Source organism: Salegentibacter salinarum (genome assembly GCF_900168115.1).
In the GTDB taxonomy this organism is placed as follows: Bacteria; Bacteroidota; Bacteroidia; order Flavobacteriales; family Flavobacteriaceae; genus Salegentibacter; species Salegentibacter salinarum.
In genome coordinates, this window is sequence record NZ_FUZC01000007.1 from 134,319 (window position 1) to 159,622 (window position 25,304).

Annotated in this window: 22 protein-coding genes; 13 read left to right on the forward strand and 9 right to left on the reverse strand. The window is 36.8% G+C overall.

All coding sequences use genetic code 11. The features are described from left to right. Positions 1-37: 37 nt before the first annotated feature. The 3 genes from B5X53_RS10275 to B5X53_RS10285 all read left to right on the forward strand — a co-directional run bounded on the left by B5X53_RS10275 (position 38) and on the right by B5X53_RS10285 (position 4,186). Positions 38-2,449: a zinc-dependent metalloprotease gene (locus B5X53_RS10275; protein ID WP_079713141.1), complete on the forward strand. Its 2,412-nt coding sequence runs from the start codon at positions 38-40 to the stop codon at positions 2,447-2,449. Positions 2,450-2,543: 94 nt separating this feature from the next. Continuing rightward, on the forward strand, positions 2,544-3,572 hold the full coding sequence (locus B5X53_RS10280) for a threonine aldolase family protein (RefSeq protein WP_079713142.1): 1,029 nt from the start codon (positions 2,544-2,546) through the stop codon (positions 3,570-3,572). A 101-nt stretch (positions 3,573-3,673) separates the two neighbouring features. Then, positions 3,674-4,186, forward strand: coding sequence for a redoxin domain-containing protein (locus B5X53_RS10285; protein ID WP_079713143.1), 513 nt, complete (start codon positions 3,674-3,676; stop codon positions 4,184-4,186). Between the two features lie 45 nt (positions 4,187-4,231). Here the strand turns inward: B5X53_RS10285 and B5X53_RS10290 are convergent, their stop codons facing one another. After that, the gene (locus tag B5X53_RS10290) at positions 4,232-4,585 is read right to left on the reverse strand and encodes a YbaB/EbfC family nucleoid-associated protein (RefSeq protein ID WP_262507280.1); all 354 of its coding nucleotides are present in this window, start codon (positions 4,583-4,585) and stop codon (positions 4,232-4,234) included. Between the two features lie 99 nt (positions 4,586-4,684). On the opposite strand from B5X53_RS10290, the gene B5X53_RS10295 reads away from it, so the two are divergent. The 3 genes from B5X53_RS10295 to B5X53_RS10305 all read left to right on the forward strand — a co-directional run bounded on the left by B5X53_RS10295 (position 4,685) and on the right by B5X53_RS10305 (position 9,285). Further along, positions 4,685-6,745: a S9 family peptidase gene (locus B5X53_RS10295; protein ID WP_079713249.1), complete on the forward strand. Its 2,061-nt coding sequence runs from the start codon at positions 4,685-4,687 to the stop codon at positions 6,743-6,745. 87 nt (positions 6,746-6,832) lie between these two features. After that, a complete protein-coding gene (locus B5X53_RS10300; RefSeq protein WP_079713145.1) occupies positions 6,833-7,873 on the forward strand; it encodes a cysteate synthase in 1,041 nt (346 codons plus the stop codon). A 146-nt stretch (positions 7,874-8,019) separates the two neighbouring features. Continuing rightward, positions 8,020-9,285, forward strand: coding sequence for a cysteate-C-fatty acyltransferase (locus B5X53_RS10305; RefSeq protein WP_079713146.1), 1,266 nt, complete (start codon positions 8,020-8,022; stop codon positions 9,283-9,285). Between the two features lie 181 nt (positions 9,286-9,466). Here the strand turns inward: B5X53_RS10305 and B5X53_RS10310 are convergent, their stop codons facing one another. After that, positions 9,467-10,441, reverse strand: coding sequence for a transporter (locus tag B5X53_RS10310; protein WP_079713147.1), 975 nt, complete (start codon positions 10,439-10,441; stop codon positions 9,467-9,469). A gap of 106 nt (positions 10,442-10,547) precedes the next feature. On the opposite strand from B5X53_RS10310, the gene B5X53_RS10315 reads away from it, so the two are divergent. The 4 genes from B5X53_RS10315 (at position 10,548) to B5X53_RS10330 (ending at position 16,086) form a co-directional block, all read left to right on the forward strand. Then, positions 10,548-10,823 carry a DUF4834 domain-containing protein gene (locus B5X53_RS10315; RefSeq protein ID WP_079713148.1) on the forward strand — a complete coding sequence of 92 codons (276 nt, stop codon included), beginning with the start codon at positions 10,548-10,550 and terminating at the stop codon, positions 10,821-10,823. Positions 10,824-10,902: 79 nt separating this feature from the next. Then, on the forward strand, positions 10,903-13,320 hold the full coding sequence (locus B5X53_RS10320) for a YfhO family protein (RefSeq protein WP_079713149.1): 2,418 nt from the start codon (positions 10,903-10,905) through the stop codon (positions 13,318-13,320). A gap of 8 nt (positions 13,321-13,328) precedes the next feature. After that, entirely contained in the window at positions 13,329-14,618 is a 1,290-nt protein-coding gene (locus tag B5X53_RS10325; RefSeq protein WP_079713150.1) for a glycosyltransferase family protein, read from the forward strand. A 4-nt stretch (positions 14,619-14,622) separates the two neighbouring features. Continuing rightward, entirely contained in the window at positions 14,623-16,086 is a 1,464-nt protein-coding gene (locus B5X53_RS10330; protein WP_079713151.1) for an MATE family efflux transporter, read from the forward strand. Between the two features lie 82 nt (positions 16,087-16,168). On the opposite strand, the gene B5X53_RS10335 is transcribed toward B5X53_RS10330, so the two are convergent. Both B5X53_RS10335 and uvrA read right to left on the reverse strand, forming a co-directional pair. Then, positions 16,169-17,470, reverse strand: coding sequence for a hypothetical protein (locus B5X53_RS10335; protein WP_079713152.1), 1,302 nt, complete (start codon positions 17,468-17,470; stop codon positions 16,169-16,171). Between the two features lie 92 nt (positions 17,471-17,562). Next, complete coding sequence (uvrA, locus tag B5X53_RS10340) at positions 17,563-20,349, reverse strand: excinuclease ABC subunit UvrA (protein ID WP_079713153.1); 2,787 nt, start codon at positions 20,347-20,349, stop codon at positions 17,563-17,565. A 238-nt stretch (positions 20,350-20,587) separates the two neighbouring features. On the opposite strand from uvrA, the gene B5X53_RS10345 reads away from it, so the two are divergent. Beyond that, positions 20,588-21,172, forward strand: a complete 585-nt coding sequence (locus tag B5X53_RS10345; RefSeq protein WP_079713154.1) for an RNA polymerase sigma factor — start codon at positions 20,588-20,590, stop codon at positions 21,170-21,172. A gap of 59 nt (positions 21,173-21,231) precedes the next feature. Further along, on the forward strand, positions 21,232-21,384 hold the full coding sequence (locus B5X53_RS19190; protein ID WP_198550783.1) for a hypothetical protein: 153 nt from the start codon (positions 21,232-21,234) through the stop codon (positions 21,382-21,384). 164 nt (positions 21,385-21,548) lie between these two features. On the opposite strand, the gene B5X53_RS10350 is transcribed toward B5X53_RS19190, so the two are convergent. After that, positions 21,549-22,205: an endonuclease III domain-containing protein gene (locus B5X53_RS10350; RefSeq protein ID WP_079713250.1), complete on the reverse strand. Its 657-nt coding sequence runs from the start codon at positions 22,203-22,205 to the stop codon at positions 21,549-21,551. A 124-nt stretch (positions 22,206-22,329) separates the two neighbouring features. Here B5X53_RS10350 and bcp point away from each other — a divergent pair, with 124 nt between their 5' ends. Then, positions 22,330-22,785 carry a thioredoxin-dependent thiol peroxidase gene (gene bcp / locus B5X53_RS10355; RefSeq protein WP_079713155.1) on the forward strand — a complete coding sequence of 152 codons (456 nt, stop codon included), beginning with the start codon at positions 22,330-22,332 and terminating at the stop codon, positions 22,783-22,785. Positions 22,786-22,869: 84 nt separating this feature from the next. On the opposite strand, the gene B5X53_RS10360 is transcribed toward bcp, so the two are convergent. The 4 genes from B5X53_RS10360 to B5X53_RS19195 all read right to left on the reverse strand — a co-directional run bounded on the left by B5X53_RS10360 (position 22,870) and on the right by B5X53_RS19195 (position 25,227). Next, entirely contained in the window at positions 22,870-23,244 is a 375-nt protein-coding gene (locus B5X53_RS10360; RefSeq protein ID WP_079713156.1) for a DUF4258 domain-containing protein, read from the reverse strand. A gap of 39 nt (positions 23,245-23,283) precedes the next feature. Then, positions 23,284-24,483: an alanine dehydrogenase gene (locus tag B5X53_RS10365; RefSeq protein WP_079713157.1), complete on the reverse strand. Its 1,200-nt coding sequence runs from the start codon at positions 24,481-24,483 to the stop codon at positions 23,284-23,286. A 59-nt stretch (positions 24,484-24,542) separates the two neighbouring features. After that, positions 24,543-24,842 carry a hypothetical protein gene (locus B5X53_RS19355; protein WP_232764165.1) on the reverse strand — a complete coding sequence of 100 codons (300 nt, stop codon included), beginning with the start codon at positions 24,840-24,842 and terminating at the stop codon, positions 24,543-24,545. A 232-nt stretch (positions 24,843-25,074) separates the two neighbouring features. After that, positions 25,075-25,227, reverse strand: a complete 153-nt coding sequence (locus B5X53_RS19195; protein ID WP_198550782.1) for a hypothetical protein — start codon at positions 25,225-25,227, stop codon at positions 25,075-25,077. Positions 25,228-25,304 lie beyond the last annotated feature (77 nt).

The window sequence follows — 25,304 nt, forward strand, 5'->3', positions numbered from 1 at the left end:
ATTTTTATAGTTTTAGACTTCCTATAAAACCACGTAAATGAAGCAATTTTTACTTATTTTGCTGTTAGTCAGTTTCTCAGTTCCGGTAACGGCTCAATTTCTTTCTGAAAAAGAAAATCTCCAGGAATATGAAGGCTTTTTCAATTTTCATTATAATGAAGAAAAAGATGAAATTTATCTTGAAGTAGATAAGCTTGAAACCGAATTTTTATATGTGCATGCCCTAACCAGCGGACTCGGTTCTAACGATATTGGATTAGATCGTGGTCAGCTCGGAAATGAAGCAGTTGTAAAATTTCAGAAAGCAGGAAATAAATTATTGCTGGTTCAACCCAATCAGAAATACAGAGCTGAAACCGAGAATGAACTGGAAAAGCGAAGTGTAGAGCAAGCTTTTGCGAAATCGGTGATCTATGGTTTTGAAATAAAAGAGGAGAAAGATTCGGTGTATGTTATAGATTTTACTCCATTTTTGATGGAAGACGCTCATGATGTTGCCGTCCGACTTAAAAAAGGCAATTATGGAACATACAAACTCGATAAATCTAAAAGCGCACTTTCCTTAGAACGCACCAAAGCTTTTCCTGAAAATGTAGAATTTGAAGCGTTGCTTACTTTTGAAGGTGAACCGAAAGGCAGAACTGTACAAAGTGTGGCGCCAAATGCTAAAAATCTTAGTGTAATACAGCATCACTCCTTTTTGAAACTACCTGATGATAATTATGAAAAGCGAATTTTTGATCCACGCAGCGGTTCGATTTCTATTTCTTATTTAGATTATTCTACACCGGTATATGAGCCTATAGAAAAGAAATTTGCTATTCGCCACCGCTTAAAAAAGAAAAACCCCGAAGCTGAAATTAGTGAAGCCGAAGAGTCCATTATTTATTATCTGGATCCGGGAACTCCTGAACCGGTTAAATCGGCCTTATTAGAAGGAGCGCGATGGTGGGACCAAGCTTTTGAAGAAATTGGTTACAAAAACGCTTTCCAGGTTAAAATGCTACCCGACGATGCCGATCCTTTAGATGCACGTTATAATATGATTCAGTGGGTGCATCGTTCCACCCGGGGCTGGAGTTACGGAGCCAGCGTGGTAGATCCCAGAACCGGTGAAATTATAAAAGGACACGTGAGTTTGGGGAGTTTGAGAATCCGTCAGGATTTTATGATAGCCCAGGCTTTACTAAATAAACCTTTTGCTGAAAGTGATAAAAATCACGAAAAGATGATGGAGATGGCGGTCGCGAGAATTCGGCAGCTTTCTGCGCATGAAGTTGGTCACACCATTGGTTTCGCCCACAATTTTGCGGCCAGTGTAAACGATAATGCTTCGGTAATGGATTATCCGCATCCGCAATATAGGTGGGAGAATGACGAAATTAGTATTGATAATGCTTACGATACCGGCATTGGCGAGTGGGACAAAGTCACCGTAAAATATTCTTATGCTGATATTCCTAAAAATACTTCAGAAAGAGAATTTCTAAATTCGGTTTTAGAAGAAGCACAGGAAAAAGGACTGCAATTTATCTCCGATGCCGATGCCCGGGCACAGGGCGGTGCACATATTAATGCGCATTTATGGGATAATGGTCAAAACGCAACCGAAGAATTAGAAGAAATCTTAAAAATCAGGGAAAAGGGAATTGAAAATTTTTCTGAAGACAATATTAGAACCAACGAGGCATATTCGGTTTTGGAGGATGTCTTTGTGCCTTTATATTTTTTACATCGCTATCAGGTTGAAGCCGCGGTCAAGATCATCGGCGGACTCGATTATAATTATGCGGTCAAAGGAGGAAAAGATAAGTTGTGGGAAAGTGCTGATTTAAAAATGCAGGATAATGCGCTAAGCTCAATTTTAAAAACCTTAGATGCAGAAGTAATTACAATTCCGAAGGAAAAACTGGAATTATTTCCACCGCGTGCTTTTGGTTATAATCGCAGCCAGGAATCTTTTAAAAGCAATTCGGGCGTAGCATTTGATGCTTTAGGTGCGCCGGTAACTGCTGCAAACTTATCACTTTCCTTACTTTTGCATCCGGAAAGAATGGTGAGACTGGTTCAGCAAAAAGCATTGGATAAAAAACAGATTGGGCCGGAAGAAGTTCTGGAGAAATTAATTAGCGAAACCATAAAAAAGTCGCATCGTGACGAATATTTAAATGAAGTGCAACAAGCGATAAATTACCAGGTTTTGCTACAGTTGATAAAACTTGCTGAAAATGAATCGGCTACCACAAAAGTAAAAGCGCTTGCCAATGTTCAAATTGATGATCTGAAAGATTGGTTAAGGAATAAAGATGCGGCTTTGCATCAGCAAATGTTTAGAGAGATTGAGAATTACCGGGAAAATCCCAGTGAGTATAAATCAAAAATGAATGTTCCTAAAATCCCTGACGGAAGTCCTATTGGGAGTTTTAGGTGTGAAAGGATGGATTTTTAAAGTGAAATTGAAAAGATTTCCGCTGGTGCGGAAATAACCAGAAAGGAATAAATAAAAAAGATTTCCGTCTCCACGGAAATGACAAAGTTATTTTATGAAAGAAATAGATTTAAGAAGTGATACGGTAACCCGCCCAACCAGCGGAATGTTAAAAGCCATAATGAGCGCTGAAGTAGGCGACGATGTATACAAAGAAGACCCTACGGTAAATGCTTTGGAGGAAAAACTGGCAAAAATGTTCGGGATGGATGAAGCCTTATTTTTTCCTACGGGCAGTATGGCGAACCAGGCAGCGATTAAATTACATACCCAACCGGCAGAACAACTTATTTGTGATAAATGGGCGCACGTTTTCAATTACGAAGGCGGTGGCGCTTCTTTTAACAGTGGGGTCTCCTGCAAATTGGTAGATGGGGACCGTGGAATGATCACCGCTGCTCAGGTAGAAGAAAATATCAATCCGCCGGACTTTTATCATAGTCCGTTAACGAGTTTGGTTTGTTTGGAAAACACTACCAATAAAGGTGGTGGTGCTTGTTACGATCTGGAAGAAATCAAGAAAGTAAGAAAGGTTTGCAATACCCATAAACTCGGTTTACATTTAGATGGCGCGCGATTATTTAACGCCCTGGTGGCCAGAAATGAAGACCCGAAAGATTACGGGAAACTTTTTGATACAATTTCGGTTTGTCTTTCTAAAGGACTGGGAATTCCAATGGGATCGGTGCTTATTGGTGATAAGAAAATTATGAAAAACGCCATTAGGGTGCGTAAAATTTTGGGTGGTGGAATGCGCCAGGTTGGTTTTATGGCGGCTGCCGGAATTTACGCCCTGGATAATCACGTAGAACGTTTGACCGAGGATCATAAAAGAGCTACAGAAATAGCTGAAACGCTGGATGCAGGGAGCTATGTAGGCGAGGTGGAGCCCGTAGAAACCAATATTGTGATTTTTTATCTAAAAAATGCTTCTGATGAAACTGCTTTTATGAAGAAACTTCAGCAGGAAAATATCAGGATAAGCAATATGGGGCAGGGAAAATTAAGAATTGTGACTCATTTAGATTATCCCGAAGAAATGCATCAGAAGTTTTTAAAAGTACTTAGGGAAACGAAATTGTAGAAAATCGTAGCAACTACTCTAAAGTTTAACCTAAGGTTATAAAGCTTTTAATATTCCTCGGCGATTAATTTTCCTAATTTACATTAATCAAAAAATGAATTATGAAAAATGTATTGCCAAGAAAAGAAGTACCAAGATTAAGAGTTGAAACAACCAGCGGAATGCAATGGGATCTACGCGACCAGAAGACAGAGAATTTTACGATAGTTATATTTTATCGCGGTTTGCACTGCCCGGTTTGCAAATCGTATTTAGAGGAATTAAATAAAAAAGCAGAAAAATTTCAGGATAGAGGTGTAGATGTTATTTGCATTAGCGCCAATAATAAATCCCTGGCAGAAAAAACCGTAAAAGAATGGGATGTAGATAATCTTACTATAGGTTATGATTTTAATCCTGAAGATGCCAGGAAATGGGATTTATATATTTCTGAAGGAATGAAAGATGAACCCGAAGTGTTCTTTGAACCGGGCTTGTTCCTGATACAACCTGATAATACACTTTACGCGGCTTCTATTCAAACGATGCCTTTTGCCAGGCCAAAATTTAATGAATTGCTAAAAGCTATAGATTTTATTTTGGATAAAGATTATCCTGCAAGGGGAGAAGCTTAAAAATTAGAGACCTCACAGGTTTTTAAGGCCTGTGAGGTTATAAATTTACTTTAACTGGTCTAACCCGGGAATATCCGGCATACCATCTTTAGCGACAGCAGCGAGTTCAGCTTCGTGGATATCTGATGCTTTGCTAATTGCCTTGTTTAAAGTCAAAACCAGGTAATCTTCCAGCTGTTCTTTATCTTCCATCAATTCATCTGCCACGCTAATATTTTTAATTTCACGTGTAGCGCTAATAGTTACTTTTAGAAGTCCGTCGCTGGATTTTTCTTCTATAGTTACTGTTTTTAGGCGTTCTTTAGTTTCTTCAACTTTTTGTTGGGTTTCCTTGATTTTATTCATCATACCCATCATATCTCCAAACATAGTCTCTTTTTTAAAATTTAATAAACACAAATTTACTAATTACAGGTTTAATCCTGTTAATATGAAGCGACTAATTATGTATTTAGTTGGGAAGCCTTACCTTTGCAAGCGCTTAAAAATAATGCAGATTTGAAAAAAGAAATTTTACCGCCAAAAGCTAAGAAAATCCCTAAAACCCTGGAATTTCACGGGGACGTGAGAATAGATAATTATTACTGGATGAACAATCGCGATAATCCCGAGGTGATTGATTATCTAAATAAGGAAAATGAATATAACCAGAAAATGACTGCTCATACCAAAGATTTTCAGCAGCGGTTATTTGAGGAAATGAAGGGCCGGATTAAAGAAGATGATGAATCAGTTCCATATAAATTGAATAATTACTGGTATTTAACCCGATTTGAAACCGGAAAAGATTACCCTATTTATTCCAGAAAAAAGCGTGAACTGAATGCTCCCGAAGAATTGCTGTTTGATGTTAATCACATGGCAGAAGGTTTTGAATATTACAGCCTTGGTGGTTTAAATGTTAGCCCAGATAATAAAATGGTTGCTTTTGGGGTAGATACTTTAAGCCGAAGAAAATATACTATTCAGATAAAAGACCTTCAAACCGGCGAAATTTATCCTGATAAAATTGAAAACGCAACCGGAGGTTCTACCTGGGCAGCCGATAATAAAACACTTTTCTATACTAAAAAAGACGAGCAAACACTTCGGTCTTATAGAATTTACAAGCACATTTTAGGGACAGATTCTGCTGAAGATGAACTGGTATATGAAGAAGAAGATGAAACTTTTAATACCTATGTTTATAAATCAAAGTCCAAAAAATATATCATAATAGGAAGTCACAGCACCTTGACTACGGAATATCGTATTCTAAAGGCTGATGATCCTTCGGGTGAATTCAAGGTTTTTCAACCCAGGGAGCGTGGTTTGGAGTACAGCATTGCCCATTATGAAGGAGATTTTTATGTGATGACCAATAAGGATAAAGCTACCAACTTTAAATTGATGAAAACCCCGGTTGATAAAACAACAAAAGAAAACTGGGTTGACGTGATTCCTCATCGGGAAGATTATTTACTGGAAGATATAGATATCTTTAAAAAATACCTGGTGGTAAGTGAACGCCACAATGGATTGAATAAAATAAAGGTGATTCGCTGGGATGATTCAGAAGAATATTATATTCCTTTTGATAATGAAACTTATACCGCTTATACTTCTATAAATCCCGCTTTTAATACCGATATTTTAAGGTTTACTTATAACTCTATGACTACGCCAACTTCGGTAGTAGACTTTAATATGGGAACCCGCGAAAAGACGGTTCTAAAAGAGCAGGAAGTTTTAGATGAAAATTTTGATAAAAATAATTATCTCTCAGAAAGAATTTGGGCTAACGCAAAGGACGGAACTAAAATTCCGGTGAGTTTGGTTTATAAAAAAGGAACCAAGTTAGACGGGAATAGTCCCTTGTTACAATATGCCTACGGTTCTTATGGTTCTACCATAGACCCTTATTTTTCTACGGTAAGGCTAAGTTTATTAGACCGCGGATTTATTTATGCAATCGCACACATTCGTGGTGGGGAATATTTGGGACGTATTTGGTATGAAGATGGGAAGCTTTTCAATAAAATGAACACCTTTACCGATTATATAAATGTTTCAGAATATTTAATTCAGGAAAAATATACTTCAGCAGCGCATCTGTACGCAATGGGCGGTTCGGCAGGAGGTTTATTGATGGGAGCGGTGATCAATATGGCGCCGCAGCTCTATAACGGAGTTATTTCCGCCGTTCCTTTTGTAGATGTTGTAACCACGATGTTGGATGATAGTATTCCTTTAACGACTGGTGAATATGATGAATGGGGAAACCCAAATGAAAAGGATTATTACGAATATATGATGCAATATTCGCCCTATGATAATGTAGTTGCGCAAGATTATCCAAATATGCTGGTAACAACCGGTTTACACGATTCCCAAGTTCAATATTGGGAGCCGGCAAAATGGGTAGCCAAATTAAGGGAATTAAAAACGGATAATAATTTATTATTGTTTCATACCAATATGGATGCCGGTCACGGCGGGGCTTCAGGACGTTTTGAAGCTTTAAGGGAAGTAGCCGAAGAGTATGCGTTTTTACTGGATTTAGAAGGAATTGACCACTAATTAAAAAATTTGCCTTAAATTTGGGGGATTTTACATTCTTCAAAAGAGTGAAATAGTTAACCCAAATTTTGTAAAGAACTTCGATTTATGAAAGAAGATTTGCAAGTATATGATAACGTATTGCAACTTATTGGCAATACACCCTTGATAAAACTGAATAAAATAACCCGGGAATTTAAAGGAGAATTCTTCGCTAAAGTAGAAGCCTTTAATCCTGGACACTCTGCTAAAGATCGCATTGCCCTTTATATTATTGAAGAAGCCGAAAGAAAAGGCATTCTTAAACCCGATAGCACAATCATAGAAACTACTTCTGGTAATACCGGTTTTAGTATAGCTATGGTGAGTGTTATAAAGGGTTATGAATGTATTCTCGCTGTTAGCTCTAAAGCTTCTAACGATAAGATTGATATGCTTAAAACAATGGGCGCCAAGGTGTATGTTTGCCCGGCGCACGTTTCAGCAGACGATCCCAGGTCTTATTACCAGGTGGCGAAAAGGTTGCATTCAGAAACTAAAGGTTCGGTTTATATTAATCAGTATTTTAATGAATTGAATATTGATGCTCATTTTAATTCTACAGGACCTGAAATTTGGAAACAAACCGAAGGAAAAATAACCCACCTTGTTGCCTGTAGTGGAACCGGTGGAACAATTTCGGGAACCGCAAGATATTTGAAGCAGCAAAATCCCGAAGTGAAGGTAATTGGAATTGATGCTTATGGTTCTGTTTTAAAGAAATATCACGAAACAAAAGAATTTGATTCGGGAGAAATTTATCCTTACAGAATAGAAGGACTGGGAAAAAACCTAATTCCTTCAGCAACCGATTTTGAAATTATTGATCGTTTTGTAAAGGTTAGTGATGAAGATAGCGCGCATACCGCCAGGGAACTTGCAAAAACCGAAGGTTTATTTGTAGGTTACACCAGTGGAGCGGCCACCCAGGGATTAAAACAACTTGCTGAAGAAGGAGAGTTTGATGAAAACAGTAAAGTTGTGGTGATTTTTCCAGATCACGGCTCACGTTATATGGGGAAAGTCTTTAGCGACGACTGGATGGAAGAACAGGGCTTTTTTGATACTAAAAATGAAATTGAGGCACAGCCTATAGAATTTATAAAATAACCAGTATTTTGAAATTTATTCAGAAATAAAGTTTATAAAAGCATCCCGCGTAGGATGCTTTTCTTTTATTTGAATTTCCTGAATAAATAACTTTGTTCAATTGAGCCAATTTTAAGTATTTTTGCGGCTCGACTAAAAAAAGATCGATGAGGGATTTATTTGAAAAAATATATAAAGATAAAGGACCATTAGGAAAATGGGCCGAGCAGGCTGAAGGATATTTTGTATTTCCTAAGCTGGAAGGGCCAATTTCTAACCGAATGAAATTTAGAGGGAAAGAAGTAATTACCTGGAGTATTAACGATTACCTAGGGCTTGCCAATCATCCCGAAGTAAGAAAAGTAGATGCTGAAGCCGCAGCAGAATATGGCTCGGCATACCCAATGGGTGCTAGAATGATGAGTGGGCACACTCAATTGCACGAAAAACTGCAGGACGAACTTGCGTCTTTTGTTCATAAACAATCGGCCTATCTGCTTAACTTTGGTTACCAGGGTATGGTTTCTACCATAGATGCACTGGTTTCAAAAGCCGATGTTATTGTATATGATGTTGATGCCCACGCCTGTATTATTGATGGAGTGAGATTGCATTTAGGTCAGCGCTTCACTTATAAGCACAACGATCTTGAAAGTATAGAAAAGAACCTGCAACGCGCTACTAAAATTGCAGAGCAAACCGGGGGAGGAATTTTATTGATTTCTGAAGGTGTTTTTGGAATGCGTGGAGAACAGGGAAGATTAAAGGAAATTGTTGAGCTGAAGAAAAAATATAATTTCAGGCTTTTTGTTGATGATGCGCATGGATTCGGAACTCTTGGTAAAACAGGAGCCGGAGCAGGTGAGGAGCAGGGCGTTCAGGATGAAATTGATGTGTATTTTGCCACTTTCGCAAAATCATTGGCTAGCACAGGTGCATTTATTGCAGCCGATAAAGAAATTATAGATTATTTAAAATATAATTTACGTTCGCAAATGTTCGCGAAATCATTGCAAATGCAATTGGTGGTGGGAGCGTTAAAACGTTTGGAAATGCTAAGAACAATGCCAGAGCTGAAAGAAAAGCTATGGGAAAATGTGAACGCACTCCAAAACGGACTTAAAGAAAACGGATTTGATATAGGAACCACGCAAAGTTGTGTAACTCCTGTATATTTAAAAGGAAGTATCCCGGAAGCGATGGCTTTAGTGAAAGATCTTAGAGAAAACCACGGCGTTTTCTGTTCTATTGTAGTTTACCCGGTAATTCCAAAAGGACTTATTTTATTAAGAATGATTCCTACCGCTACGCATACCCTTCAGGATATTGAAGAAACCCTAACTGCTTTTTCAGCAATTAGAGAGCGTTTGGAAAACGGAACTTACAAAAGATTATCTGCTTCAGTTTCTGCTGCAATGGCGAGTAAGGAATAAGAAATATTTATTCTTAGAAAAATAATAAAAGCCGTTTAAAATTCTTTTTTTTAAAGTCATTCTGAACTTGTTTCAGAATCTAATTTGTCTTAAACTAGACCTTGGAACAAGTTCAGGGTGACAAAAAGTGAAATTTTAAACGGCTTTTCTATTCTAAATTTCAGCAAAATCAGGTTCAAAATTATTCATTTGAGCCATCATCATCTTCATTTTCCTTATAAAAGCCCGTTTCCTCTAATTCTTCACCACGTTGATTTCGGTCGCCTTCATAAGTGTCTTCAATATATTCATCATCCTCGTGAAAATCGAATCTATAAGAAACGCCGGCAGCTACCTGCCATCTTGATGGAGTATCTTTAAAATTTACAAGCCCGGAAATATCTACCTGAAAATTTTTTCCAAATAAATAAGCCGCACCACCTCGAACCAGGTCGTCGGCGTATAAATCGCTTATATAAGTTTGGAATTCCCCAAAAACGGCAAATTTAGGAGTAATAGCGTGGGTTAAAGTAAAAATTCCCCCGTAAGATGGATATTCTTCTGTGAATTTATCGGCTATAAAATTCATAACTAAAACCCATCGGCCCCAGTTATGTTGTGTAATTAAAGCGGCTTTCGGGCTAATTATAGATTCGCCCTCAAACATATAGGGATTCTCCCACCAGCTAAAATTCGCGCCTGCATAAACAGAAACAGCAGGAATTAAACTTCGTAAATTTATACGCTGGTTAGCGTCCCAGCTATATAGGTTTACTTTTCTCTCTTTTACACTAATCCCCGGATCAAAAACTAAGAATTTAGCGCCAATAGTATTGCTTCTAAAATTTGTGGTTCTAAACTCATCGGCACCGTTACCCACCGGCACCGAAGTCACCTGGTCCTGAAAAGAGCCAAAGAAATTAAGTTCCAGGATTTCGGTTAAAAAACCGTATCGTAGTCCATAACTTGCTCCTAGAATATCGGTATCGCTGTTAAACAAGCTGTGCTTATCATTTCCCAAATAGCCACCTGCTTCTAGGTGTAATACATTTTTACCTACAGCATACGCGCCCTGCGATTCTCCGGGTCTGTTAGAATTAATTGTTTCAGTGTATTGCGCGTTTGCGCTGAAGATTCCGAGGAAAATAAAAGCGATACCTACTTTTAAATAGTGCATATTAGATTGGTTTGTTACTTTCAAAGATAGCAGATTTATTATTTTTTTAGGAGCCGAAAGCTTCTATTCTCATGGCTTATTTTTATTTTTGCAGAAAGTCCTGAAAATGTTAGAAGCTTCTTTTTCCGATGTATTACAAACGATTCTAATCATTCTATTAGTATATTTTGCTTTTAAAATGCTAATAAAATGGTTTGGGCCGCTTATTCTGAAATATTTCCTTCGGAAAATGGGCAAACGTTTTGAAGAACAATTCAGGCAACAACAAGGTCCTGCTTCTCAGAAAAAAGAAGGAAAAGTAAGTATTGATAAAAAACCGAAAAGCGGCAAAAAGTCTAATAAAAACGTGGGGGAATATATAGATTACGAGGAAATTGATTAATTTCGGGATCAATTTTTTATATTGAACCGGGAAGAAGCTGCCCATTCAATTTAACAGAAAGTGATCTAAAAAATTTCAGATGGCCAATCTTAAAAAGTTTCTACCGCATCTTCTCGTTTTGGTAGGCTTCGTAATAGTTTCTTTATTTTATTTTAGTCCTGTTCTAGAAGGAAAAAAGATTTTCCAAAGCGATATAGTTCAGTATATCGGGATGGCCAAAGAGCAAAACGATTTTCGCGATCAAACCGGCGAAGAACCGTACTGGACCGATTCTGCTTTTGGTGGAATGCCAACTTTTCAATTAGGCGCTTATTATCCGCATAACTACGTAAAAAAACTTGATTCTGTCTTAAGGTTTTTGCCTAGACCGGCCGATTATCTCTTTCTGTATTTTATAGGTTTTTACATTTTATTGCTCTGTTTAAAACTCGACTTCAGGCTTGCATTTTTAGGTGCACTGGCCTTTGGGTTCTCCACATATCTTATTATTATTCTGGGAGTAGGGCATAATGCTAAAGCACACGCTATTTCTTATATGCCAATGGTTTTAGGAGGAATTATTCTCACTTTCAGGCAAAGATATTTATGGGGCTTTTTGGTACTGGCTATTGGAATGGCGCTGCAAATTGGAGCGAACCATTTCCAAATGACATATTATTTACTGCTACTGGTAATCGTATTGGGAATAGCTTATTTAATTGATGCCTATCAAAAAAATATACTTCCTAAGTTTTTTAAAGCCTTGGGAGTAATGGTAGTGGCGGTTGTGCTGGCCATTGGAGCTAATGCAACAAACTTGCTCGCCACCCAGGAATATACAGCTCACAGTACGCGTGGAGATACCGGGTTAACCATTACCCCCGACGGATCTGATAAACCCGCATCTGGCTTAACTTATGATTATATTACCACCTACAGCTATGGGATAATAGAATCGTTGAACCTCTTCGTTCCCAGATTTATGGGTGGCTCAAATGCAGAAGATATTGGCCGAGATTCTCAAATTTATGATTCTTTACTTAAACTTGGAGCATCTCCGGCCCAGGCGGCTAATTTTACCGAAAATGCACCCACGTATTGGGGCGATCAGCCTTATGTTGGAGGTTCACCATATATTGGTGCGACAGTTTTATTTTTATTTATTTTCGCGCTATACCTGGTTAAAGGCCGTTTAAAATGGTGGATTGTAGGAGGAAGTATTTTAGCCTTACTGCTTTCGTGGGGGAAAAACTTTGGATTTTTTACTGAATTTTTCATCCATTACGTACCGCTTTATAATAAGTTTAGAGCTGTTTCTTCTATCCAAGTAATTATAGAGCTATGTGTTCCGGTTTTAGCGGTTTTCGGGCTTTATAAATTATTCGATTCCAAGATTCAGAAAGAGGCGAAAGTTTACGCCTTAAAATGGTCTGGGATAATTGTCGGCGTAATTGGAATTGCTTTGTTGCTTTTCCGTTCGGTATTGTTCGATTTTAGCGGTGCTGGAGATTCGGCTTTAATTCAGCAAATGGGAGCCGATTTTGTAAGATCGTTAAAAGAAGATCGGAAAGCAATTTACACTGAAGATCTTATTCGTTCGCTTATTTTTTCAGCTTTAACTGCGGCCGCACTTTGGTTGTATATTGAAAAGAAAATTACACAAAACTGGTTAGTGCCCGCTTTGGCGCTCCTGATTTTGGTCGATTTAATTCCGGTAGATAAGCGTTATGTAAATGATGACGATTTTGTAAACGCAAGACAGATGGATCGCCCGTTTCAGCCAAACGAAGCCGACCAACAGATTTTACAGGATGATGCACATTACCGGGTGTTTGATGTTTCAGCAGATCCCTTTAATTCTTCTCGTGCCTCTTATTTTCATAATGCCATTGGCGGATATCACGCTGCTAAACCGGGAAGAATGCAGGATTTATACGATTTCTATATTTCTCAAAATAATATGGAAATCCTGAATATGTTGAATGCTAAATATTTTATTGTTCCTTCTGAAGAAGGCCAGCCGCAAGCCCAGCAAAACCCGAACGCTTTTGGAAATGCCTGGTTTGTAAATGATATTCTTTGGGTAGAATCTGCGAATGAAGAAATATTGAATTTACAAGAAGTTGATCTACAAAATACCGCGGTAATTAATTCGGAATTTAAAAATGAAGTTTCCGAAGATTTTAATTACTCAGGAAATGCTGAAGTTACCCTTGAAAGTTATCAACCAAATGAGTTGATGTACAAAACCAATGCTTCAGCACCGCAGTTGGCAGTGTTTTCTGAAATGTATTATCAGCCGGGCTGGCAGGCTTATTTAGATGGGGTAGAAGTAGACCACGTTAGAGCAAATTATGTTCTGCGAGCAATGAATATTCCGGCAGGAGAACATACAGTGACTTTTAGATTTGAACCTGAAGTTGTAAATACCGGAAGCAGCATTGCCCTGGCAAGTTCTATAATTTTAGTGTTAATTATTTTAGGCGGATTTTACTATAAATCCCGGAAAAGGGAATAAACTCTGGAATGGAGAAAGTGCTCATTATAACTTATTATTGGCCTCCGGCCGGTGGTCCAGGCGTGCAACGCTGGCTTAAGTTTGTGAAGTATTTAAGAGATTTTGATATAGAACCCGTAGTTTATATTCCTGAAAATCCTAATTATCCTATATTAGATAAATCTTTTGAAGCTGAAATTCCTCAGGAAATTATTATTCTAAAAAAATCAATTTTCGAACCTTATCAATTAGCCAGAATATTCGCAAAAGACCAAACCAAAACAATTAGCAAAGGAATTATTGCTGCCGAGAAAAATCAGTCAATATTACAGAAAAGCCTTCTTTTTATTCGCGGGAATATGTTTATTCCTGATGCCAGGAAATTCTGGATAAAACCTTCGGTTAATTTCTTAAAAAACTACCTGGAAGAAGAAGGCATCAAGAAAATAATAACTACCGGACCGCCGCATAGTTTACACCTTATTGGGTTAAAATTAAAGCAAGAATTCGACTTAAAATGGATAGCCGATTTCCGGGATCCGTGGACGCAGATAGGTTATCATAAAAAGCTGAAGCTCACCGAAACCAGCAGAAAGAAACATTTAAACCTGGAAAAGGAAGTTTTAAGTTCAGCCGATCAAATTATTACAACCAGTTTTACCACGAAAGCTGAATTTACAGCAAAAACCTGTAAACCCATAAGCGTAATCACTAATGGATTTGACGGAAATTTGAATGAAAAAAGAGGAAGTGATTTGGATAAAAAATTCAGTATTTCTCACATTGGCTCTTTACTTTCAGAAAGAAATCCGGAAAATTTATGGTTGGCAATTTCAGAACTTGTAAAGGAAAATTCAAACTTCGCCGAGGATCTTGAACTAAAATTGGCGGGAACAGTAAGTGAAGAAGTAATTGCTTCGATCAAGTCGGTCGGGTTAGGGAAGAAGCTTCAGTTACCCGGATATGTAAGTCATACGCAGGCAATTGCGCTTCAGCAAAAAAGCAGGTTACTTTTATTGATTGAAATTGATAGCGAAGAAACCCGTGGGATAATTCCGGGGAAATTATTTGAATATTTAAGTGCTAAAAGACCAATTTTAGCGCTTGGGCCTGAGAAATGGGATGTTCAGCAAATACTAGAAGAAACCGGTTCAGGAGAATTTTTTCAATATTCAGAAAAAAGCCGTCTTAAAAGCCTAATTTTAAAGCATTACGAGGCTTATAGAAATGGTGACTTCAATTTTTTAAAGGAAAATATTCAGCAATATCATAGAAAAAACTTGACTCAGAAACTGGCCAATTTAATAAAGAGCGTTTAGAATTATGGGAATAATAATCAAACAATCTTTTAAAAACTTAATTACTACCTATTTTGGTTTTGCGATTGGCGCGATTAATACTTTGTTTCTTTTCACCTATTTTCTAGAACCGGAATATTACGGTTTGATTACCTTTTTACTTTCAGCGGCAAGCTTACTTTGGCCTTTTATGGGCTTTGGAGTGCACAGCACATTAATAAAGTTCTTTACTTTTTATAAAACCAAAGAAGAAAAAGATAAGCTGCTAAATTTGGTACTGTTTCTACCCCTAATAGTTTCACTGATCCTGGGAATAAGCGTGGCTTTTGCTTATTCATTTCTAATTAGCTATTTCACCCAGGGAAACGGATTGGTGCGCCCATATATTTGGCTAATTTTTCTAATAGCTTTAGCTACTGCCTATTTTGAAATCTTTTTCGCGTGGTCGAAACTCTTTTATAAAAGTGTATTCGGAAACTTTATGAAAGAGGTTTTCCATAGGTTTTGTATTAGTTTATTGCTTTTGGCCGTTTATTTTAACTGGATTACGGTTCATCAATTTATCTATTGTATTGCCGGAGTTTTTATCTTGCGCCTTATCGCAATGAAGATCTATGCGTTTTCCCTCTATTTACCGCGTTTAAATTTTAAGTTTCCAGATAATTTATCCCCGGTTTTAAAATATACTTCCTTAATTCTAATCGCCGGCTCTGTAGCTACTGCGCTATTAGATCTAGATAAAGTGATGATAGAATATTTTATGCCGATAGAAAACGTGGCTATTTACGGAATTGCAATTTATATCGCTACGGTGATTTCTGTGCCGCAAAAAGCGATGCACCAAATTACCAATCCGATGACGGCTGAATTTCTAAATACCAAAAACAAAAAAAGTCTTAAAGACCTTTATAAAAAGAGTTCACTGAATTTATTAATCATTAGCCTCCTGATTTTTATCCTCATTCTCACAAACGTAAAACAGCTTTACGAACTTATTCCAGATGAATATGAACTAAGTGTTTTAGCAGTTTTATTGATCTCGCTGGTGAAGCTTTATGATAATTTGCTCGGCAATAATAACAGCATCCTTTTTAATTCAGATTATTACCGGATTGTTCTCTTTATTGGGGTTTTACTGGTCTTTGTGGCTTTTGCTTTAAACCTGGTGTTTATTCCCACCTTCGGGATAGAGGGAGCAGCGATTGCGAGTTTTATTGCTTATTTTATATATAATTCTTCTAAAATCTGGCTGGTACATAAAAAGTTTAATTTTCTTCCGTTTACTTCAAAAACCTGGTTGGTACTTTTTACAGGAGTAATTCTATCATTTGGTTTTTATTTCTGGGATTTCAGTTATCATCCTATTTTAAACATTGCGCTTAAATCTATTTTAATAGGAATAAGTTATATTGGTTTAGCTTACTTCCTGAAATTCTCTTCAGAAGTAAATGAAATAATCAATAATGTTTTAGGTATAAAAACCTCCTAAAAACGGGAAACCCCCGAAACACTTTCGTATCTCAAGGGGTTTCCAACTAACCAACCAAAAAAATTAAATTATGAATTCTTTATTATCTATTATTCACATTTCGTGCCGAACTTCCTCCTCGCGAAGAAGAATTTGAAGTTCTAGCCGAAGATCTTGTATTTGTACTACTTTTTACCGCTCTGGTGTTATTACTTCTATTACTACTTCTGGTAGTAGCCTGCGTTTTTCTTGGGCTTGGAGCGGTAGTGGCTCTGCTGGTTTGTCTGGTAGGAGTACTTTTTACAGTTCTACTATTACTTGCAGATGAATTTACTTTTGTGTTAGAAGATCTACTGGTGTTTACTGCAGCCCTTCTTGTATTTCCGCTTGAATTTGCTTCAGTCCTGGAGCGGCTATTTCTGTTTTTTACCACATCATTATTATTTACACTTCTGGACAATCTCACTGCATTTCCACGTGAATTGGTACTGCTATTCTTTTCTGATCTAATTGTTCTACTTCTTTTCGCGGTGTTATTAGATCTTTCAGAATTGGCATTGCTTCTCACATTTCTTGTATTTGAAGCTACACGATTTTCATTACCTCTAATATCTTTTATATCACGTCTTTCAGAAGTTCTTCTTCCTTTATTATAAGAAACCGCTTGTTGATTTGGCCTGTAAAAATTTTGATGCACATTATTTGAATAATGATTATTGTAATAATTTACATGTTGTACGTAAGTAACGCGGTTTGGCTGATAATAAGCCCTGTAAGGCTGACCAAAGACTATGCTTACACTACTGCGAGGTCTTGAATAATACTGGTGCCAGGGCCTGTAAACATAACTGTTGTTATAATGATTTATAAATCCTGAATAATTGGTGATTCGGTTAAAACGGTTGTACTGAATATGTAAACCTCCAACTCTTGCAATCCGCCCGCGACGGTTATAATCTATAAACACGTCACCGGCCCTGATTATTCTTCCGTAGTAATCATAAAAAACAGGTACGTTTTCAATTTGAATTACCGCTCCATAATCGTCATACTGCACATAAGCATCATAATTATGCCCTGCGTTATAACTAATATTCATATTTGGAGTGGAAATATTTACTATACTGGTACTTCTGAATTCGGGGTTAAAATAGAAATCAAATTCCCCGTTCGGATAAACGGCAAACTCAACGCCGTTTTCAACGAAAATAAAGGCATTATTATAGGCATTACGTGGCATAGCTTCTGAAGCTGCCGTAGCCGAAATACCAATAAATAAAAAGCTGAATAAAAAGGCGATATTTTTCATGGTTTGCGTTTTAGTGTTATTAAAGTGACTCTCACTTATAATCAATACATAAAATACAAACGGCGTGCCAAAATAGAAAACCTCTAAAAAAAGCATGTTTTTAGAGGTTTTGTTTTTAAAATTACGGATTTAGCTAAATTATTTATAAAAAACGGGAATAAATTTCAATTTATTTCAGAATAAATTAGTTATAGTTTTTCTTTTAAATATTTTGCAGTAAATGATTTTTTAGATTTAACCAGTTCTTCCGGTGTGCCCTGAGCTACTATATTTCCACCTTTCTCACCACCGCCGGGACCAATATCTATAATATAATCGGCGCATTTTACTAAATCCATATTGTGCTCTATAACAACCACACTATGGCCTTTATCAATAAGCGCGTTAAATGATTTCAACAATTTTTTGATATCGTGAAAATGAAGTCCGGTGGTCGGTTCATCAAAAATAAATAAGGCTTTCTCTTTGGTTGCTCCTTTTACAAGAAAAGAGGCCAGTTTAATTCGCTGAGCTTCCCCGCCCGAAAGGGTAGAGGAGCTTTGTCCTAACTGAACATAGCCTAAACCAACATCCTGTAACGGTTTTAATTTTCTAACAATTTTATCGAGATTATTATCGGCAAAAAAGTTAGTTGCATCGTCTATGGTCATATTTAAAACATCGTCAATATTTTTCCCGGTAAACTGAACTTCTAGTACATCCTTTTGAAAGCGCTTTCCATTACAGGCTTCGCATTCCAGGTGAACATCAGCCATAAACTGCATTTCTATAGTTACCTCACCTTCTCCTTTACAAACTTCGCAACGCCCACCTTCAACATTAAATGAAAAATGTTTCGGCTTAAAACCTCGAATATTCGATAATTTTTGATCTGAAAACAGGTTTCTTATATCATCGTAAGCTTTTATGTAGGTTACCGGATTTGAGCGAGAAGATCTTCCAATAGGATTTTGATCAATGTATTCTACGCTGCCTAAATTATTAAAATCACCTTCGATATCGGTGTATTGTCCGGCTTTTTCTCCATAACCTCCAATTTTCTTCTGAACTGCAGGATAAAGTATTTTCTTAACCAGAGTACTTTTTCCACTTCCGGAAACCCCGGTTATTGCGGTAAAAGTTCTAAGAGGAATTGTAACATCTACATTCTGAAGGTTATTTTCGCGCGCTCCTAAAATCCTGATTTCTCCCGAGGCCTTTCTGCGTTCCTTTGGAACCGGAATTTCTTCTTTTCCATTTAAATATTGTGCGGTAAGGGAATTCGATTTTAAGATTTGCTTTAGTGTTCCGGTTGCTACAACTTCACCACCGTGCGTTCCTGCTTCAGGACCAATATCAATAATTTCATCGGCCGCATTCATGATATCTTCATCGTGTTCTACCACAATCACGGTGTTCCCAATATCGCGAAGATTTTTAAGTACGCCAATTAAGCGCTCTGTATCACGCGGATGCAAACCAATTGAAGGTTCATCTAAAATATACATTGAACCCACCAGACTGCTTCCTAAGGAAGTGGCGAGGTTAATTCGCTGTGATTCCCCACCGGAAAGCGTATTCGATTTTCGGTTTAAAGTGAGATAATCTAAACCAACTTCCGATAAAAATTTGAGTCGATTATTGATTTCTGTTAAAAGCCTTTTAGCAATTTGCTGATCATATTCATTCAATTTTAAATCGGCAAAAAATTCGCGCACTTTATCTAATGGTTTTCCCACTAAATCGGTAATGCTGTGATCGGCAATTTTCACATATTCGGCTTCAGGTCGTAATCTTTTGCTTTTACAGGTGCTGCAGCGTGTTTTTCCGCGGTATCGGGAAAGCATTACCCTATTCTGAATTTTATAAGCTTTGCTTTCTAAAAACTGAAAGAAATCGTTTAAGCCTTCAAAATGTTTATTTCCATTCCAAACCAAGTTTTTTTGCTCGTCGGTAAGTTTAAACCAGGGTTTATGAATTGGAAAATCGAATTTATGAGAATTATTCACCAGTTGATCCCGATACCAGCTCATACTATCACCGCGCCATGGGAAAACCGCGTTTTCATAAATGGAAAGCCCAGTATTTGGAATTACAAGATCTTCATCAATTCCAATTACATCGCCGTAACCTTCGCATTTTGGGCAGGCACCATACGGATTATTAAAACTGAATAAATGTACATTTGGTTCCAGGAAACTTATTCCGTCTAACTCAAATTTGTTGCTGAAATGTCTCTTTATACCTGATTTTAAATTTTCGATATAAAGTTCTCCTTTTCCTTCAAAAAAAGCAGCATCAGTGGCATCGGCCAATCTATTATAAAAATCTTCTTCGTCTTTGGTAATAATTCGGTCAACAACTAATAAAGTATCTTTAGCGTTAATTTTTGTAAGATCAGCTTCGTCTATTCTAAGAACTTCATCTTTTACTTTAATACGACTATAACCTTGCTGGGCCAATACTTTTATTTTTTCAGTGAGTGTTCTGCCTTCTTCAATATAAATTGGCGCCAGCAATAATAATTTTTCCCGCTCTTCAAAAGATTTTACGTGATCTATAACATCGGCCACGCGATCGCGTTTTACCTCGTTTCCTGAAACAGGGGAGTAGGTTCGTCCTATTCTGGCATAAAGTAATTTCAGGTAATCGTAAATTTCAGTAGAAGTTCCCACGGTAGAACGCGGATTGGTAGAATTTACTTTCTGCTCAATAGCTATAGCAGGTGCAATTCCTTTAATATAATCAACTTTAGGTTTGTTTAATCGGCCTAAAAACTGTCTTGCATAAGACGAAAGGCTCTCTACATAGCGGCGTTGGCCTTCAGCATAAAGCGTATCAAATGCTAAACTGGACTTTCCTGAACCGGAAAGGCCTGTAATTACCACCAGTTTATTACGGGGGATAACTACATTTATATTCTTAAGATTGTGCAGTTTTGCACCTTTTATGATTATATTTTCTTTAGGATTTACCTTGGCAACGTCAATATTCATGCTTATTTTTCTAGTTCAAGAATGCAAAGGTACTTAATAAGCAGCAGTGTAAAAAGCCATAAAAATCCTATTGTAATGTTAAAAAATTAAACTTTTGTTTGCTTTTGTTAAATATATCTTGCTATATTTGGTCATTCAAAAATTTAAAAACCACACCTGCCTATAGCACAAAGTTACTTTTAGAAACTAAATAACCTAACCTCAGGAGCCCCAACCATCCTGAACAAAAGTAACTGATATGAATAACGTTGAAATAACTGACGCTGTTCTTGTGCGTGAATACATGCAAGGAAACGAAATTGCCCTAAGCAAGCTTATTAATAGGCACCAACACCGAATTTATAGTTTTATTTTCTCTAAAGTTTTTGACAGGGATGTTGCTGAAGATATTTTTCAGGATACCTTTATTAAAGTCATTAACACGCTTAAACGAGGGAAATACAATGAAGAAGGCAAGTTTCTTCCCTGGGTGATGCGAATTGCACATAATCTGGTTATAGACCATTTTAGAAGAAATAAACGTATGCCTAAATTTGATAATAGTGGCGACTTTAATATTTTTTCGGTTTTGAGTGCTTCTGAATTGAATATTGAAACTCAAATTATTAAAGACCAGATTGAAAATGATGTTAAAGAGCTCATTAAAGAGCTGCCCGAAGATCAATTGGAGGTTCTTACTATGAGAATCTATAAGGATATGAGTTTTAAAGAAATTTCTGAACGCACTGGAGTGAGTATAAACACGGCTTTGGGGAGAATGCGCTACGCATTAATCAATCTTAGGAAGATTATTGAAAAACATAATTTGGTTTTAACAAATTAATCTATAATATTCCTCAAAAGATTGCGTTAGAATAAGAAACCAACGCAAAATATTATCTAATGAGGAAACTTTACACTAAAAAACTATCAAAAAAAGATCAGTTTAAGGATTTGAAACCCCAAAAAGAAACGGTACAGTTTCTTTTAAATTATTCAAAAGCATTAAGAGTGGTAGAAAATAACGGAATTAAATTCGGTACCATTCTTAATTAGATTTTAGAAAAAAGGCTGTTTGAAAATTTATTAAGGCCGTCATCCTGAACTTGCTTCAGGATCTAATTTGTTGATATTCAAAACATTTTAGAAGCTGAATCCTGAAATTTCGGGACAGCTTGATGAAAAATAGATCATTTCAGACAGCCTCTTTACTTTTATATTTATTTCTTCTTTTTATAATATTCGCTAACGACAGATTTTCTACCAATTTCTTTGGTGATTATATCTTTCTCTAAATCCCAGCCTCTTGCCGGTGAATACTGGCGCCCATACCAAATAATTTGTAAATGAAGTTTGTTCCATAGGTCTTTTGGAAATAAACGCTTCGCATCTTTTTCAGTTTGAATAACATTTTTGCCATTGCTTAAATTCCAACGGTACATTAACCGATGAATATGGGTATCTACAGGAAATGCAGGAACATTAAAAGCCTGAGCCATCACCACACTCGCCGTTTTATGCCCAACCGCGGGTAGAGCTTCAAGAGCTTCAAAACTGGCAGGAACTTCACCATTATATTTTTCCAGTAGAATTTCAGATAACCCGTGGATTCCTTTAGATTTCATTGGCGAAAGACCGACCGGTTTAATTATTCCCCTGATCTCTTCTACTGAAAGTTTTACCATATCCTTTGGGTTATCGGCAATTTCGAAAATTTTGGGAGTAATCTGGTTTACTTTTACATCGGTACTTTGGGCTGAAAGTAAAACGGCAATCAATAAGGTATAAGGATCTTTGTGATCTAACGGAATTGGAATTTCAGGATAAATATCGTTTAAGGTATCAATTACGAACTGTACCTTTTCTTGTTTGGTCATATTGTTTAAATTTACTCGATAAGTGAGATTAAAAGGAATTTCCAATTGATTTATAAATTTCGGAAATTTAATAATTAATACCTCAGGGGATACCCGGCGGTTAATCATTGCAAAAATAAGAATTATGACAACACTAGAAGCGGGTGACAAGGCCCCAGAATTTTCAGTAAAAGATCAGGATGGAAATACAGTAAATTTATCAGATTTTAAAGGTAAAAAACTGGTTTTATTTTTCTATCCCAAAGCCAGTACTCCGGGTTGTACGGCTGAAGCCTGTAACCTTAGGGATAATTGGGAGCGTTTTCGGGAAAAAGGTTATTCGATCTTAGGTGTTAGCGCCGATACTCAAAAAAGACAGAGTAATTTTAAAAATAAATATGAATTTCCATTTCCGCTACTGGCCGATGAGGATAAAGAAGTGATTCAGGCTTACGGTGTTTGGGGACAAAAGAAATTTATGGGCAAGGAGTATGACGGAATTCACAGAACTACTTTTATTATTGACGAAGAAGGTAAAATTGAAGAAGTGATCAAGAAGGTTAAAACCAAAGAACATACTGCTCAAATTCTTTCTGAATAAATTATAAATAAAATGTCACTTCTGGTGCAGTTGAAATGTTTAAAAACCCTTCGACTGTGCTCAGGGTGACAATTATTTTCAGAATTAATCCTTTAAAACTGCTTTCTGAATCGTAGCTGTGCTATCGCAGTTTTCAATTTGAAGCTCCAGGATAGCTGAATCAACTTCGTTAGTAATCAGGTAAATATTGCAAGGACCGGTTTCGGTATTGCTTCGGCTAAAATCAACATCACCATCTTCCAGGCTTAATGAGACTAAAGCCGTATCTAATTTATTATTCTCAAAATAGCTAAAAGCCTCTTCGGTAAAAACCCGCTCTTTAATTCTAATATTCTTTAAAACGCGGGCATCGGGAGAATAATCACAGGAAGTTTTTTTTCCGCTTAAAAAGAAAAGTAAAATCATAATTCCGAAGAACAGGCCTACGGAGAAATATCCAATTCTATGAATTAGTTTCATTTAATTATTTTAAGGAAGTGAATTTGATTGAAAATTGATCTAAAAAATGAGCAAATTAATGTCCCGGTAAGAAAGATCAAACCAATCGGCTATAGATTTGTTGGTTAAAATTCCGTGGTAAAAGTACAAACCATTTCTCAAACCTTTATTAAATCGTAAGGTGTTTTCGAGTCCGCCTTCTTCGGCAATATGTAAAAGATAAGGTGTAAAAATGTTACTTATTGAAAGTGAGGAAGTTCTCGCGTACCTGGACGGAATATTTGGAACACAATAATGTAAAATATTATGTTTGGTAAATATAGGTTTATCATGCGTGGTAATTTCGCTGGTTTCAATACAACCACCCATATCTATACTTACATCTATAATAACAGCCCCACGTTTCATACTGGTTACCATATCCTCGGTAATTAGAACCGGAGAACGATTTTTGCCGCGAACTGCACCAATTAAAACATCGCAACGCTTTATGGCTTTGCTTAAATTTTTAGGCTGAATGGTAGAGGTATAGAAAGTTTGATTAAGATTGGTTTGAATATCTCTTAACCGGGTAAGCGAACTGTCAAATACCTTAATACTTGCACCAAGACCCAAAGCCGAACGGGCAGCAAATTCACCAACTGTACCGGCGCCAAGAATTACTACTTCTACCGGGGGCACACCACTTATATTCCCAAACATTAGACCGTTACCGTTTACGTTATTGCTCATAATTTCTGAAGCAATTAATACAGAAGCAGTCCCAGCAATTTCACTTAAAGCCCTAACAATAGGATAACTTCCATCATCATCCCGAATAAATTCGAAGCCTAAAGCCGTAATTCGCTTAGAAGCTAATTTCTGAAAATATTCTTTGCACTGTGTTTTAAGCTGAAGCGCAGAAATTAAAATGGTTTGGGGATTTATTAAATCCAATTCTTCAATAGATGGAGGTTCAATTTTAAGAATAGTAGGGCAGGAGAAAACTTTGCTGGTGTCTTTGGTGATTTCTGCACCGGCATTGGAGTAATCTTTATCGCTGAAACGAGCCCATTTTCCGGCTCCGGATTCTATCATAACCCTATGGCCGTGAGCAGTGATTGCCGCAACGGCATCGGGACTTAAACAAATGCGTTTTTCCTGGTAAGAGGTTTCTTTAGGAACGCCAATAAATAGCTGTCCCTTGTTTTTGTAGATTTCCAAGGTTTCTTCCTGCGGAATTAATTGCTCTTTGGTAAAAGGCGAAACCTGTTTGCCCATAGTTAAATGCTAAAACTTTAGAAAAGGGAAATTACAACTATTTTTAAAAATAGCGGGAATTAAAGTCGGGTATAGTATTCTTCCTGAGTTGGTTCCCAATATTCCTCTTCTTCCTGGAAAGATTTTACCTCCCTGCGGTCAGATTCAGAAATAGGAGAAAAAACAGAAACGTCGGTTTCATCAATTTCGCTAAGGTCTATACCGTAAATTCTATCAAAAATTTTGATACGGATAAGATAAACTAAGGAAAGAATTATTATAAAAAAAGGGGCAAGATAAATTAGTTGATTGGTATCCATAAGATTTACTTCTAAATAAACATCTTCATAAAAAATAGTGACAAGTTGAAAAGAATACATAGAAATCGGAATCAAAATGGTATGATACCACCAATGTTTACAGGTGAAAAACCATATAAAAAGTAATATTAAAGGAACTATCTTGCCTAAATATGTCCAAGCGACTGTAAGAACATCTTCATAATATTTACTTTCATAAGTAAAAAAAGAATTTTCCCAAACGGGACCGCTTGGGAAAATTTCATATAAATAAAAAATATAAGGGGAAAAGGCTATAACTAAGCCTAAAATACTACCCGTGAGTAGGTACTTTGATCTTTGATCTTTCCACTGCTTGTTCCTTGATAATTGGTTCATTATTGTTTGTATCGTTATCAGTAGTTGAAGTTACAAAAAAACTTGCTCCAAAAATTGCTGCTGCGAAAAGTACTGCTTTAAGTTTCATAATATTATAGTTTAAATTGTTGTTTCGTTTTGTTTACTGAAGCAAACCTATAAAATTATAATACACTAAAAATTAAT

Bases quoted from the DNA above. Each gene is read 5' to 3' on its own strand.
- B5X53_RS10275 (WP_079713141.1), top strand. From the start codon at position 38: ATGAAGCAATTTTTACTTATTTTGCTGTTAGTCAGTTTCTCAGTTCCG.
- B5X53_RS10280 (WP_079713142.1), top strand. From the start codon at position 2,544: ATGAAAGAAATAGATTTAAGAAGTGATACGGTAACCCGCCCAACCAGC.
- B5X53_RS10285 (WP_079713143.1), top strand. From the start codon at position 3,674: ATGAAAAATGTATTGCCAAGAAAAGAAGTACCAAGATTAAGAGTTGAA.
- B5X53_RS10300 (WP_079713145.1), top strand. From the start codon at position 6,833: ATGAAAGAAGATTTGCAAGTATATGATAACGTATTGCAACTTATTGGC.
- B5X53_RS10305 (WP_079713146.1), top strand. From the start codon at position 8,020: ATGAGGGATTTATTTGAAAAAATATATAAAGATAAAGGACCATTAGGA.
- B5X53_RS10310 (WP_079713147.1), bottom strand. From the start codon at position 10,441: ATGCACTATTTAAAAGTAGGTATCGCTTTTATTTTCCTCGGAATCTTC.
- B5X53_RS10315 (WP_079713148.1), top strand. From the start codon at position 10,548: ATGTTAGAAGCTTCTTTTTCCGATGTATTACAAACGATTCTAATCATT.
- B5X53_RS10320 (WP_079713149.1), top strand. From the start codon at position 10,903: ATGGCCAATCTTAAAAAGTTTCTACCGCATCTTCTCGTTTTGGTAGGC.
- B5X53_RS10325 (WP_079713150.1), top strand. From the start codon at position 13,329: ATGGAGAAAGTGCTCATTATAACTTATTATTGGCCTCCGGCCGGTGGT.
- B5X53_RS10330 (WP_079713151.1), top strand. From the start codon at position 14,623: ATGGGAATAATAATCAAACAATCTTTTAAAAACTTAATTACTACCTAT.
- B5X53_RS10335 (WP_079713152.1), bottom strand. From the start codon at position 17,470: ATGCTTTTTTTAGAGGTTTTCTATTTTGGCACGCCGTTTGTATTTTAT.
- uvrA (WP_079713153.1), bottom strand. From the start codon at position 20,349: ATGAATATTGACGTTGCCAAGGTAAATCCTAAAGAAAATATAATCATA.
- B5X53_RS10345 (WP_079713154.1), top strand. From the start codon at position 20,588: ATGAATAACGTTGAAATAACTGACGCTGTTCTTGTGCGTGAATACATG.
- B5X53_RS19190 (WP_198550783.1), top strand. From the start codon at position 21,232: ATGAGGAAACTTTACACTAAAAAACTATCAAAAAAAGATCAGTTTAAG.
- B5X53_RS10350 (WP_079713250.1), bottom strand. From the start codon at position 22,205: ATGACCAAACAAGAAAAGGTACAGTTCGTAATTGATACCTTAAACGAT.
- bcp (WP_079713155.1), top strand. From the start codon at position 22,330: ATGACAACACTAGAAGCGGGTGACAAGGCCCCAGAATTTTCAGTAAAA.
- B5X53_RS10360 (WP_079713156.1), bottom strand. From the start codon at position 23,244: ATGAAACTAATTCATAGAATTGGATATTTCTCCGTAGGCCTGTTCTTC.
- B5X53_RS10365 (WP_079713157.1), bottom strand. From the start codon at position 24,483: ATGGGCAAACAGGTTTCGCCTTTTACCAAAGAGCAATTAATTCCGCAG.
- B5X53_RS19355 (WP_232764165.1), bottom strand. From the start codon at position 24,842: ATGTATTCTTTTCAACTTGTCACTATTTTTTATGAAGATGTTTATTTA.
- B5X53_RS19195 (WP_198550782.1), bottom strand. From the start codon at position 25,227: ATGAAACTTAAAGCAGTACTTTTCGCAGCAGCAATTTTTGGAGCAAGT.